We start from the raw sequence: 12987 nt of genomic DNA, 5'->3' as shown, positions 1-12987 counted from the left end.
AAAAAAATAACTTGGTGACATTACCGATGCAGATTTTTATTATTATTGCACTCAAGAGGTACGAACATAAGAACACGCTGTTTAATCAGAAATTGCTTCGTTAACACTAACGAACAATCATCATGAAACGGAGGATATGTATGTAAATGAGTACGTATGTATTGGTTCATGGAGCATGCCAAGTTGAACAAGACATGACACCTCCTCAGCAGGTGACACTGGATCTCTACGTAGAGAAAGTATCTGACCTGATCAAGCAATAAAACGAAAAAGCCGATCATGCACCTTTCTTGTCCAAACCAGAAGAGCTGGTGAATCACCTCGATCAAGTAAACAAATGATAAAATAACCAAAACAAGGCTGTCGACTATCATGTCGGCAGCCTTTCTTCATTCCTATTCCTCTATGTTCAACTGGCGAACCGTATGGACGAGCCTTTGCAATCCATCCCGCAGCTGTTGTTCATTCAAATAAGAATAACTGATTCGTATCCAAGAGCTTAACTCTCGCAGCGGGTCACAGATCGCACCGGGTACAAACGTAATGGATTGCTCTATGCATTTGCCCAAAAGACTTTCCATCGGGACGGAATCAGGCAGCTTCACCCATAAATTAAAGCCTCCTGGTGGGCTGGACCACTCCCAGTCGGTCACAGACAGCTCTTCCTCCGTGATATCCCGGCGAATGGCCAGCGCAATCCGCAGCTTCGCCAAATGCTGCTGCATCCGTTCGGAGAAGAAATAATGCAAAAAAATCTTTTGATTCAACAATGGCGCTCCACTGTCGGACAATGATTTCGCTTGAATCAAATACTTCATAATGGATGGCCGGCATGCCACAGTCGCAATACTCAGCCCCGGCGCGATGTACTTGCTAAAGCTACGCAGATAGATGACATAGCCTGCCGTGTCGTAAGAAAAAAACGGCAGTGGAGGCTCATCACCGAAGTAAATATCGCGGCACGGATCATCCTCTACGATCAGGCACTGATACTTCGCAGCCAGCTCCACCAGTCTCTTCCGTTGTTCAGCGGGAACCGTGTAGCCCGTCGGATTGTGAAAGGTCGGATTGAGATAAAACAGGCGCGGTTTTTCTTTTTGCATCAACAGTTCAACCTGCTCCAAATCATATCCATGCGGCGTAATCTCGATGGGAATCATATTGGCGCCCTGTCTTCTGAATACATCAATGGCAGGACTGTAAGTAGGTCTCTCAATCAACACGACATCACGTGGCTTTACAAGGACTCTGGCAACCAAATCAATCGCTTCCTGCGAACCAGATGTAATCATCAGCTCATCGGGTGACAGGTGAAAATGATAACGGCTGACATAATAGCTGCACAGTGCTTCCCGCAGCTCCTGATCTCCCTGTGTGGTTGAATAGGTACCCAGCACTTTTGGATACAGATCAAACACTTTCTTCACGTACTCGGAAAAGTAATGATTTGGCAATAAATTCGGATCGATCAATGCTTTGGAAAATTGATAGGTCGCCTGCACCTGATGAATTTCCGAAAGATGGCTCTTGTGCACATAGGCAGAAACGATTGGATCATCCATCGATTCTACTGGCAGCAGACTGCTCGGTTGTACATAGTACCCCGACTTATCCTTCACATACACATGGCGGTTTTGTTTCAGCAATTGATATGCTTTAAAAACCGTCAGGCGATGCACGTTCAATTCCAACGCCAACGTGCGAACAGAAGGAAGCTTCTCATGTGCCCTCCACTCTTCTCGTATGATGCGGTCCAGAAGATAGTCATACACTTGTTCGAACAGCTTATCAGAATGACTGTTTGAAAGAACCTCCCTTTTCATGCAAGCTCCCCCCTTTCCCCATGATAAATCACTGTCCTTCCCATCTGTTCTATTCCATATTATCTGTTCTATCCCCTTCCCTTTATGATGAGGAAAAGGGAGGAATCATAATGGTACTGCTTAATTATGTGGTCATGTGCTTGATATTCGGAACGACTTTTCTGGCAATCAAAGTCGGGATTGATGCGGGAGCGCCGCCATTTTTCTCTGCTGGTATTCGCTTCTTTTTGGCAGGTGTCATTTTATTTTCATTCATGCTCTGGAAAAAACAGGCGCGTCTATCGCTGCTGCTCCATAAAGAGATGGTTTTTACCGGAATCGGTTTAACGTTTGGGACATTTGCCACCTTGTATTGGGCGGAGCAGCATATAAGCTCAGGAATCGCTGCGATTTTATCAGCAACAGCACCGCTCATGGTCATGCTGCTTCAGACAGGCATTTCTCGGCAAAAGCTATCCGCCATATCGTGGGCTGGTTGTCTCGTTGGATTTGTCGGTGTCGTCTTATTGATTTTACCTGGTGCGACCATCTCATTCAGCTTCCTTTGGCTCGCTGGATGTGTAGCAGTCATACTCGGTCAAATCTTTTATTCTGCTGGTGCAGTTTACTCCCGTAGCGTCATCCAACGTTTTCAAGACACCTCACCTATTGCTTTGAATGCAGCACAGATGATGTATGGAGGAGCCATGCTGCTTGTTTTATCTCTGTTCACCGAGCAAGTGCATATCGAATCGATGCTAACGGCTAATGCGATCCTCTCGCTCCTGTACTTAATCGTCGTTGGTTCTATGATGGGGCACACCATTTTCTATTGGCTCGTTGCCAAAACCAACCCTGTGTTTCCCTCCACGTGGCTCTATATCTCTCCGTTGATTGCCTTAAGCTTGGGCGTCATCCTGTACAATGAGCCGCTTTATCTGCTGTCGTTAGCAGGGGGAATCACGATTATTGTCGGCATTATCCTGATTAATATGGATGGCTTGAAGCAGTTGATGGGCAAAAAGGCTAACAAGTTAAGTGACATAAGCAATTAGAGATAGAAAAGGAGTACCACAAAACTGGCGCTTTGTGGTACTCCTCTATTTGGAATATGGTTATTTCGTATCGTTGATCAGCTCTTCTTTGAATTCCTCTTTCTCGCCAACACGAACGGAGTATTGCAGCTTGGTTCACCCACGATGAGGGAATTTCTCATTATTTCGCTTGATTGATTTGTTCCGCCATTTTCAGCAACTCTTCTTTCGTGCTTACACTCATCTTGGCTCTCAGGCTATAGTTTACCTTTGTCCCATTTTTCACCCATTCCAAAGAGTGAACGGTATCCCCATTTTTAGGTGCGAAAGTGGAGTACACGGCTTCATTGTCGCCAATCATGACTTTCTCCAAATTCTCCGCAAGTGTACCTCCACTTTTATTCTTGTCACCCAGGATGGAAACTTGTAAGAAAGCACTGCCTTTTTGGCTCTTGTACTCAATCTCTGCATTACGAAGCTTGTCCGATAACGGAATTGATTGTACCACGTATTCTTTTTTCGTTCTTTCTTGTTCCTCTTTCATCGCTTTCTTATCATACTTGTCACTTGGAAGATAGATCGCTTCGGCTGTTGCAAACTTGAAGTCCGTCCCCATCTCTGCCGGGACCTTGAACAGATGGCCAACTTTTTGTTCCATGTCCTTCCACGTTGTATAGGTAAAAGGCTTGGATCGTACATCTACGAAAGGCTCACTGTTTGGATTGGATTCCAACTGAAGTTTTGTCAGCGGCCAATAAATGGCAACCGCTTCACCTGGTTTTAAGCCATTGACGATTTGTTCACCTGTATCCAACTGTTTAAAAATCTCTGCATTTCTATTCTTGATCTGATCCTTTGTGTCAGAGGGGAGCTGCTGCATCATTTGTTGCTGTTCTTGCATACTCATTTGTTCAAGCTTTAGCACTACTTCGCCCTTCTCATTTTTCAACTGAATCATTTCCATCCCCGCCCATACGGAAGACGCTCCTACCAGCATACCTACGGTGACCAGCAAACCTATTTTCTTTTTCACGACTTTTTCCTCCTTGTTTTCCTTGGCACGAATTGCTGCCATGACTTTATGTTTGACATCGACTTTCGGGATCGGCTTCGCTCTCAGCATGTCTTGCATGCGATTAAACGGAATTTTGTCCATTAGCGGCCACCCCTTCCATCGTTGGCAAATAACGTTTGCACTTTTTCAAAACGCGTTCGAATTGCTTGCGCAGGGCCGCAGGCTTTTTGTCCATCAGCTCCGCGATTTCCTCATACTCTCTTTCCTCTAGCACACGCAGGAATAGGAGTGCTCGTTCTTCAGCGGACAGTCGTTTCCAAATATGCTCGAGCGGCTCCCCAAAATAATTGCTGTCGATGCTCTCCTCGACATAATTGCGTCCATCCTGATCCCGGTTGTACAAAAAGGGCAACATGCGGCTTAATTTCCTGCGCTTTAAAACATTCGCGCAATGGTTGAAAGCGATTCGGTACAGCCATGCGGAAAATGACAAGGAGTACGTATACTGTCCAAGATGCTCGTAGGCACGAAACAGGACTTCCTGAACGGCGTCTTCTGCATCTTGTCGGTGACCGAGCATGTGGTAGCAGTATGTAAAGATCGGTTGTTGATAGTGATCGATAATAATTTCGTATTGCTCAAGAGAACCAGCTTTTATTTCTGTCAGCAGGCGCTCTATCTCTGTTTTTTCCACTGTTTGCCCTCCTCTCACTATGAATAACAATTGGCAGCTTTTGTTTGTGACACCTATTTTAGAAATTTATGGTTCTACGAGTAAAAATTCGCTCAAAATAAAAAAGGTGCTCCAGTCGTCTCGTACGAAAAACCTCGTACTTACGAAAGGAACACCCTTATTCCACGCTTGCATTCATTTGTTTGTCCGTACTCTTGTCGAATCCCTTAATTCTTTCCCGGGAAATCGACAGCACCTGTCGGCTGTGCTTTAGAAATGCTCTCCGTTGGCATAATAGCTTTCTTTTTGATAAGCGACAAATGCCATTTCCACTTCTGGGATACCGAGCGACAAGGCATGCTTGGTTACGATCTGGGCAAACTGGTCACGAACTTCTTGCCCGCGTTCGAACCATGCTACTTCAATAAAAGGAAACGACTCTACGATCTTTCCGCCAAAAACGCCTGTCGTCTGCAAGCATTCGATCGTAAAATTGTCCGTGCCGCATTGGCATAGTGCAGCAAGCTCCACTGCAAGTGGTTCGCTAATCGTGGCCATTTGTTCAGCTTGGATGCCTCGAACGATAAGATGTGGCATAGTAACTCCTCCTGTTTGTACGTTCTTCTATGAACTATCTTACCGTTCTAAAGCCAAAATGAGTAGACCAATCTCACGCTTAGGTCAGCGCTGCGGTACTTCCTTGTTGGATTACTACCTCTTGTTTCTGCACTTCTTTGTTCCCTTGCTGCATTTGATACATCTGATAGTACCTGCCTTGCTTCTCCATCAAGTCTTCATGCTTTCCTCGCTCTACAATTCTACCTCGATCCAGTACGAGAATTTGATCTGCATTTTTGATCGTAGACAGGCGGTGAGCAATGATGAAAGTCGTTCTCCCTTTTTTCAACACCTCAAGTGCATTTTGAATAATGCCCTCTGTTTCCGTGTCGATGCTGGCAGTCGCTTCATCCAGAATGAGGATAGCCGGGTCAAACGCGAGAGCACGCGCAAACGAAATCAACTGACGCTGTCCGAGTGAAAGCGTGCTGCCCTTCTCGATAACAGGTTCATCGAATCCTTGCGGAAGACTGCGGAACAGTTGGTCTGCCCCTACATCACGCAAGGCTTTCTCCACTTTTTCCGGCGAAATAGACGGATCATCCAGACTGACATTGGAACGAATCGTCCCTGTAAACAAGAACGGGTCCTGCAAAACAATCGCCATATGCTGGCGAAGCTGCTGTTTAGAGAACTCCTGCACATTACGACCATCAATCATAATCGCTCCACGGTTTACATCATAGAAGCGGAGCAACAGATTGATAATCGAGCTTTTTCCCGAACCCGTGTGACCAACAAGTGCCACTGTCTCTCCTGGCCATGCTTCGAATGAAATGTTATTCAGAACGTATTGGTCGTCTTTGTAAGCAAAAGAAACATCGTCAAAGCGGACATTTCCCTGATAGCAAGGAACTTTTGCAGAATCAACTTCAACGCCCTCTTCCTCGAGTAGTTCAAACACTCGCGACGCCGCGACGAGAGATTGCTCCAGGTTCGCCAGTTGGTTGACAATCTGTGTCATCGGCTGGAACAAGCGATTCAGATAATCGACGAAAGCGTAGAGGACGCCAAGTGAAAGCAGTGTACCTATCCCGAGGGACGCACCGCCGAAATACCAGATGAACAATACAAACGCAATATTGCGGATCAATTGAACCAGGTTAAACGAAGCGGTCGCATTGAGCCGCAGCATTTTATTTTGATAAGTGAACAGCTCTTCGTTCAGTTCGCCGAATTCCCGCATCGTTTCCTTTTCTCTGCGAAACGCCTGAATGATCGGCATCCCTTGGATCGACTCGTTGATCATGCCGTTTATGTCGCTGATGCGTGCCCGAATGACATGGTTAAATGTAGAAGCGTACTTGCGGTACAAGTAAATCCACACGACCATGATTGGCAGAATGACCAGACAAACGAGCGCGAGTCGTACATCAAGCAAGAACAGCGCTGCGAAAATACCGATCAAATAAATCCCGCTCGTAATGAAGTTACCGAGTACATTCGTAAACAGCTCACGGATTGCCTCCGTATCGTTTGTGACACGAGCAACCACCTTCCCGGCAGGGAGATGATCGAAATATTGGATGGGCAATCGTTGAATATGCGCGAACACATCCATGCGCAATCTCTCGATGACCTGATTCGCTGATTTTTGCCATAAGAACTTTTGTCCATAGTGGAAAAGCGAAGCAACTACCAATAATCCGAAATAAAGAGCAGCCAGCGTGAACAAGCCCCTTGTCTCTGGCCGGAAAAATTCGAATATCTCCGGATTGCTTAATAGTGTTGCCTGATACTCGGCTCTTTCCGAACCTTTTACAATAACGAGCTTCCCATCCTCAATCGAACGCTGTCCATCAAACGAAATCGCCTGGTTCAGGAAATAATAGTCGCGCCCCACCTGCAAAACACGAACTTCCCCACCTATGCTCTCACCTGCTGCCAAGTGATCCTGTCTCGTGTAATACTTTCCCTTGTACAGCACGGAATCCTCACGCTGTGCCGTTTCATACCAAGTGAATTCAATGCCCATGATGTGCGTATCGATCATTTTTTTCGCCAAAAACGGACCCGTCAGTTCTGCCCCAACCGAGATGGACAGCATTAATACCGCCAAGAGGATTGTCTTTTTAAAAATCGCTGCATAGTGGACTAGCCTTTTCCCCGTCGTCATTCATTCACCCGCTTTCTGTCAGCGTCGCTTCAATCTGCTGTTTTTCGAATTGTTCTTTATACCATCCGCCCAGCTCCAATAGCTGTGCATGTGTACCTTCTTCGACGATTCGTCCTTCGTCTATGACGAGAATCCAATCTGCATGCTGGACGGCCGTTAAGCGATGTGTGGTGATCAGTGTTGTTTTGCCTGCACGTTCCCGGCGAATATTCGTGATCATCTCCGCTTCGGTTTTGCCATCCACCGCCGACATGGCATCATCGAGTATCAAAATTTCCGGATTGACCAAAAGAGCCCGCGCAATCGATACCCGCTGTTTTTGCCCGCCTGAAAGGGCTACGCCTTTTTCACCAACGAGGGTTTGCAAGCCTTCAGGCAATAGTTGCACATCCCGAGCAAATGCTGCCTGCTTCAACACTTCCTGTAATTCTTCTTCTGTTGCCTCGTTGTTTCCGAACAAGATGTTCTCGCGGACTGTCTTCGAGAACAGAATCTGCTCCTGCGGTACATAGCCAATCCAGCTCTTGATGTTATCCAGACTGATCTGTTCTAGTGCCTCTCCCGAAACACTGATGGCTCCCCGTCCTACCGGAAATTCGCGAAGCAGCTGTCGCACCAGCGTGGATTTCCCGCTTCCCGTACGCCCGACGATTCCGAGCGTCTGCCCCCGGCCAAGAGTAAAGGAGACATCGATTAATTGGTCAACCTGCGCAGATGGATAGCGGAATGTCACGGAATCAAACCGAATGACTTCTGGAACTGCCACATGAACCGGTCTGTCGTGATCCGTCACATCAGCTTCGTAAGCCAAGGTTTCATTGACCCGATCCAGTGAGGCACTTCCTCTTTGCATCACATTGATCAATTCACCAATCGCAAACATCGGCCAAATCAGCATCCCGAGATAGACATTGAACGAGACCAGCTCTCCCAAGGTCAGTTCTCTTTGGAACACGAGGTATCCACCGTAGATCAAGCCGATCATGTAACTGATTCCCACCAATATTTTGACGGTTGGCTCAATCAACGAATCGATTCTCGCCACATCGATATTTTTTTGATACACTTCATGAGTTTTTTGGCGAAAGCGCTCCTGATCCGCCATCTCCTGTACGTAAGCTCGAATCACGCGAACTCCAGAGACGGATTCCAAGACGCGGTCGTTTAGCTCACCGAACGATGTTTGTGCGGTAGAAAAACGCTCGTGAATTTTTTTCCCATATTGCTTGATGATATAGGCCATGAATGGCAATGGAAGGATAGCCGCTAAGGTCAGCTTCCAACTAATCAAAAAGCCCATTGTCAGCACAATCGCCCCTGTAAAGGATAACGAGTCCACCATCGTCAAAATTCCGAAGCCTGTCGTCATCGAGACAGCCTTGAGGTCATTGGTCGCTCGCGCCATCAAATCACCGGTACGATTGCGCTGATAAAACGTTGGTGTCATCCGCAAAAAATGCATCATGAGCTTCGACCGTAACGTCCGCTCCGCCAGAAACGCTCCCCCAAACAGTTGGCGAATCCAGATAAAATTGACCCAATAAATCGCGACAGACAATACACCGAAAAACAGCAAAATGGATACCAGCCGCTCGCCAGTCAGCGTCCCCAGGTGAATCTCATCAATAGCCACCCCGATGATTTTTGGAGGGATAATCTCCAGTAAACCGCCCAGAATCAATAGCAGAATAGCGACCGTATAACGTTTCCAATGCTCCTTGAAAAACCAATCAAGCTTTGCCAAAACCGAGAACATCCGTGTTTCTCCCCTCTCTTTTGCTGGATGGGTGACCTTTTTTAGAGGACAAAAAAGACACATCGCCCGTGAGCAACATGCCTTTTCATCAACAAAAATAGAAAAGGCGCAAGTTACGAAAAAGGTAACCTACGCCATGTTAACGAGATCAAAAAAACGATACTACGCTCGTATCAATGGTGGGGTTACGTCATATGGATGACCCATGCGTACAATTCTTTTCATGACTAGCCCACCTTTCCATTAATATTTTGAATTTCCAATAAATACATTCTGAACTTTACCACTCTTGCGGATACATTGTCAACTGATCTTTTCGCTAGCCCTTTTTGTACATGTACGATCCGCGTTGGACAAACGTACAAGCCATATATGAGCCGCAAAAATATTGTAGAAAGCAGGAGGTGATTACTTTGGCATTGAGGTTTCGAGCTATCTTACGAGGCTCTGAAGAGGTTCCGCCAGTCAGAACAAATGCAACAGGTACTACTAGCTTTCGATTAAGTCAGAATGGACAACGACTCGATTTTCGACTGGTCGTGAACAATTTGCGGAATTTCACGGAAGCTCATATTCATATTGGGGCCAGAGGCGTAAATGGGCCTGTTGTTGTCTTCCTGTTTGGTCCGGTAACGCGTGGGATCAGTGTGAATCGGGGTGTTGTGACTGGTTCCATTACTCGAGCTGATTTGGTTGGTCCGTTGCAAGGCAGACCCCTGTCAGAATTGATTCGGCTTATGAAAAACGGGCGAACGTATGTAAACGCGCACACGACGCAAAATCCGGATGGAGAGATCCGCGGTCAAATCAGACGTGTCCTTCGTTGCAATAAGAGGTAAATGAACGAACACTCCTTGTCTTTGGGGCTACACGCAGGCAAGGGGTGTTTTCTTAATTTTTGCTTGCGAACTTTTTTTGGTATGATTATCCTCATGAAGCTTATTCAGGAGGCTATTTATTTTGTTATCATCCAATCAAAAGCGTCGATTGACATCTGTTCAAATCATCGTGTTCGCCTACGTTGGGCTCATCCTGATCTCAGCGTTTCTTCTGTCATTGCCGTTTTTTCATTTGCCGGGAGTCTCTCTTTCTTTTGTTGACTCTTTGTTTACCGCGGCGAGTGCCATCAGCGTTACCGGGCTTACTGTCATTACGATTCATGAGGTTTTCAACCAGTGGGGGATATTGTTTCTTACGTTGCTCTTCCAGGTTGGCGGGGTCGGAATCATGACACTCGGAACGTTCATCTGGATCCTCATGGGTCAAAAAATCGGTCTGGAACAGCGCATCTGGATCGCGACGGACCACAACCGCTCCACGTTGTCCGGTCTGGTCGACCTGATGCGCAATATTCTCGTGATTGCGCTCTTGATCGAGCTGGTGGGAACCATCCTGTTAGGCAGTCACTTTATTTACGCCGGCTACTACCACGATTGGTACACCGCGTTCTACCACGGTTACTTTGCATCTGTCAGTGCTTTTACGAATGCCGGGTTTGACCTGCATGGAAACTCCATGCTCGACTTTACCCACGATTACGTGTTTCAGAGCATCGTGATGATCTTGATTATTTGTGGAGCGATCGGGTTTCCCGTACTCGTGGAGCTGAGAACGTACTTTTCCTATCGCCGTGCAAAAGTGCGTTTCACTTTTTCTCTCTTCACCAAGATTACGACACTGACGTTCTTTTCCTTGATCGCCATTGGCGCCCTGCTCATTTTCGTTTTTGAACGAAATCAGTTTTTGGCCGATAAGACCTGGCATGAAATGCTGTTCTATTCGTTGTTCCACTCCGTCTCTTCGCGAAGCGGCGGCTTGGCTACAATGGATATCAGTCTCTTGTCGACCGCGACACTCATCATGCTCTCCGGGATGATGTTCATTGGCGCTTCTCCGAGCAGCGTGGGCGGGGGGATACGGACCACGACGTTTTTCGTCCTAATTGCCTCGGTTTTTGCCAACATGCGTGGCTACAAGGAAGTAAAGGTGTTCGGAAGAGAGCTGGTTGATGAGGACATTCAGCGCTCCTTCATCGTCTTTTTCATCGCGATCATCCTGGTGTTCACAGCGGTCATGCTGCTCGTCTGGTTGGAGGATTTACCTTTCCAGCACGTCTTGTTCGAGGTCTGCTCTGCTTTCGGTACGACCGGATTGTCTACCGGGATTACGGCTCAGATGGGCATAGGCGGCAAGCTCATCCTGATTATTACGATGATGATCGGACGTATCGGGATTATCAATTTGCTCCTCTTCTTGAAGCGCAATGACCGAATCGTACGCTACCATTATCCGAAAGAACGCATCATCATTGGTCAATAGAGGAAAGGAAATCCCCCAAAGCTATGTAGCCGTTGGGGGATTTTTTTCGAGAATCAAAAGCGGATTGATTTTCCGTACTCATGGTGAGCTTCCCCACTTTCTGCCTGCGAAAATGATGTGTCGTTGCACAGTTTATTCGCGTGAAGAATTTTGATGAAAAAAAGCTCCGCCAAGTCATGTTGGCGAAGCCTTTCTTGTCATCGAATGTCGGATTAATACGGGCCCCAGTTAATCAATACCCCGATAACGATAAACACGATGGAGAGAACTGTCCATACCGCTGTGAGCGGAAGCATGAACTTCAGCCACTTGCCGTAGGAAATACCACTCATCGCCAAAATACTCATCAGAACACCTGAGGTCGGGTTAATGCAGTTGACCACACCTTCTCCGAGCATCAGAGCCTCTACTGCGACCTGGCGCGTAATGCCCATCAGGTCAGCCAATGGTGCCAACAACGGCATCAGCATAACGGCTTCACCTGAACCGGACGAAATCAAGAAGTGCAGCCCCGCGCTTCCGAGGAACATCCCAATCGCCCCTGCCATCGGTGAGAGCGGCTCCAGAATGGTAGCAAGCCCGTACACGATGGTATCGAGGAACTTCCCATCTTCCAAAATGACCGTGACCGCGCGTGCCATACCGACAATCAAAGCCCCATAAATCAGTCCCTGACAGCCTTTTAAGAATGTTTTGGCGATATCGTTGCCGCTCATCTTGTTGAGCAAGCCTACTCCGATCGCAATAAAAATAAAGATTCCAGACATCTCGTTTACGTCCCATTTGAATAAGATCGTGCAGACGATAAAACCAATCAGAACGATCCCAGTAAACGCCAAGATCAATTTGTGACGGGTAGTAAAATCAACATTTTTCGTGTCTACTTCCATCGTGGTTGAACCACTATCAGAAGGAAAGAGCTCGTCCCCCAAGATACTCTTGTTTTGACGAACCTTCCGCGCGTAACGCCCGATGTACAAAATGGTTACGATCACAAACGTAACATAAATGATGGTGCGGTAGCCGATGCCTGAAAACAGCGGCAGCTCCGCAATTTCTTGGGACAAGCCCAGCGTTCCCGGAAAAGCAATGGTGGTATTGAATCCGGCATACACACCCAGATAAATCAGAGCCACACCGAAGATTGCATCCATTTTCATCGCTCTCGCAATCATGATGCCAAGCGGAACGAAAGCAATGACGGAGTTGACGATGACACCCAACGTACCCAATACGGAAAAGACGGACGTGATCAAAATAACCAGCAGCCACTCTCTATTTCCTAATTTTCTGACCATGGTCAGAATCGCTGCGTTGAGTGCACCTGTCTTATCCAAAACAGCTAAAGCACCGCCTGTGAACAAAACGAGGAAGATGATCGGTGCGCCTTTGACCATCCCTGTCTGGATCGCGGTAAAAAACTCGATAAAGCCCGTAGGATTCGGCTCCACTGCATGATAGCTACCCGGGACAACCGTCGTCACATTGCCGTTTTTTACACGGTCAAATTCTCCTGTCGGGACCACATAGGTAGCCAACGCACATAGCAGTAAGATGCAAAACAAAAGGACGTAGGCGTCTAGACGAAATAAGCTTTTCTTTTTTAGTTGCTTGCTCTCTGTCATAAGGTAACCCCCTGCTTATGTAGCGCTTC

General features: G+C 47.0%; 10 protein-coding genes. 3 read left to right on the top strand and 7 right to left on the bottom strand.

Features of this window, described 5'->3' with window-relative positions; translation table 11 throughout:
* Positions 1-395 precede the first annotated feature (395 nt).
* Positions 396-1823, bottom strand: coding sequence for a PLP-dependent aminotransferase family protein (locus ACKKE8_RS04945; protein WP_409177189.1), 1428 nt, complete (start codon positions 1821-1823; stop codon positions 396-398).
* A 110-nt stretch (positions 1824-1933) separates the two neighbouring features.
* Here ACKKE8_RS04945 and ACKKE8_RS04940 point away from each other — a divergent pair, with 110 nt between their 5' ends.
* Positions 1934-2857: a DMT family transporter gene (locus tag ACKKE8_RS04940; protein ID WP_409177188.1), complete on the top strand. Its 924-nt coding sequence runs from the start codon at positions 1934-1936 to the stop codon at positions 2855-2857.
* Between the two features lie 160 nt (positions 2858-3017).
* Here ACKKE8_RS04940 and ACKKE8_RS04935 read toward each other — a convergent pair whose 3' ends face one another.
* From ACKKE8_RS04935 to ACKKE8_RS04915, 5 genes are all read right to left on the bottom strand, one after another.
* On the bottom strand, positions 3018-3992 hold the full coding sequence (locus ACKKE8_RS04935) for a DUF4367 domain-containing protein (RefSeq protein ID WP_409177187.1): 975 nt from the start codon (positions 3990-3992) through the stop codon (positions 3018-3020).
* A complete protein-coding gene (locus ACKKE8_RS04930; RefSeq protein WP_409177186.1) occupies positions 3973-4545 on the bottom strand; it encodes an RNA polymerase sigma factor in 573 nt (190 codons plus the stop codon). The genes ACKKE8_RS04935 and ACKKE8_RS04930 overlap by 20 nt, the downstream gene beginning before the upstream one ends.
* Before the next feature lie 249 nt (positions 4546-4794).
* Positions 4795-5121 (bottom strand): DUF1904 family protein, encoded by a 327-nt coding sequence (locus tag ACKKE8_RS04925; RefSeq protein ID WP_409177185.1) that lies wholly within the window; start codon positions 5119-5121, stop codon positions 4795-4797.
* A gap of 79 nt (positions 5122-5200) precedes the next feature.
* Positions 5201-7258 (bottom strand): ABC transporter ATP-binding protein, encoded by a 2058-nt coding sequence (locus ACKKE8_RS04920; protein ID WP_409177184.1) that lies wholly within the window; start codon positions 7256-7258, stop codon positions 5201-5203.
* 4 nt (positions 7259-7262) lie between these two features.
* Positions 7263-9014, bottom strand: coding sequence for an ABC transporter ATP-binding protein (locus ACKKE8_RS04915; RefSeq protein ID WP_409177183.1), 1752 nt, complete (start codon positions 9012-9014; stop codon positions 7263-7265).
* Between the two features lie 413 nt (positions 9015-9427).
* Between ACKKE8_RS04915 and ACKKE8_RS04910 the strand changes: the two genes are divergently transcribed.
* Positions 9428-9853 (top strand): CHRD domain-containing protein, encoded by a 426-nt coding sequence (locus tag ACKKE8_RS04910; RefSeq protein WP_409177182.1) that lies wholly within the window; start codon positions 9428-9430, stop codon positions 9851-9853.
* A 121-nt stretch (positions 9854-9974) separates the two neighbouring features.
* Positions 9975-11333 carry a TrkH family potassium uptake protein gene (locus ACKKE8_RS04905; RefSeq protein ID WP_409177181.1) on the top strand — a complete coding sequence of 453 codons (1359 nt, stop codon included), beginning with the start codon at positions 9975-9977 and terminating at the stop codon, positions 11331-11333.
* A gap of 212 nt (positions 11334-11545) precedes the next feature.
* Here the strand turns inward: ACKKE8_RS04905 and ACKKE8_RS04900 are convergent, their stop codons facing one another.
* Positions 11546-12958 (bottom strand): YfcC family protein, encoded by a 1413-nt coding sequence (locus tag ACKKE8_RS04900; RefSeq protein WP_056490619.1) that lies wholly within the window; start codon positions 12956-12958, stop codon positions 11546-11548.
* Positions 12959-12987: the final 29 nt, after the last annotated feature.

It is taken from the genome of Brevibacillus fortis (assembly GCF_046196545.1).
GTDB lineage: Bacteria > Bacillota > Bacilli > Brevibacillales > Brevibacillaceae > Brevibacillus > Brevibacillus fortis_A.
The sequence above is the reverse complement of the archived record's forward strand: the minus strand, read 5'-3'. Positions and strand labels throughout refer to the sequence as shown.

What these genes read in the sequence shown, in the direction of transcription:
- ACKKE8_RS04945 (WP_409177189.1), bottom strand. Translation starts at nt 1,823, where the DNA reads ATGAAAAGGGAGGTTCTTTCAAACAGTCATTCTGATAAGCTGTTCGAA.
- ACKKE8_RS04920 (WP_409177184.1), bottom strand. Translation starts at nt 7,258, where the DNA reads ATGACGACGGGGAAAAGGCTAGTCCACTATGCAGCGATTTTTAAAAAG.
- ACKKE8_RS04940 (WP_409177188.1), top strand. Translation starts at nt 1,934, where the DNA reads ATGGTACTGCTTAATTATGTGGTCATGTGCTTGATATTCGGAACGACT.
- ACKKE8_RS04900 (WP_056490619.1), bottom strand. Translation starts at nt 12,958, where the DNA reads ATGACAGAGAGCAAGCAACTAAAAAAGAAAAGCTTATTTCGTCTAGAC.
- ACKKE8_RS04915 (WP_409177183.1), bottom strand. Translation starts at nt 9,014, where the DNA reads ATGTTCTCGGTTTTGGCAAAGCTTGATTGGTTTTTCAAGGAGCATTGG.
- ACKKE8_RS04925 (WP_409177185.1), bottom strand. Translation starts at nt 5,121, where the DNA reads ATGCCACATCTTATCGTTCGAGGCATCCAAGCTGAACAAATGGCCACG.
- ACKKE8_RS04935 (WP_409177187.1), bottom strand. Translation starts at nt 3,992, where the DNA reads ATGGACAAAATTCCGTTTAATCGCATGCAAGACATGCTGAGAGCGAAG.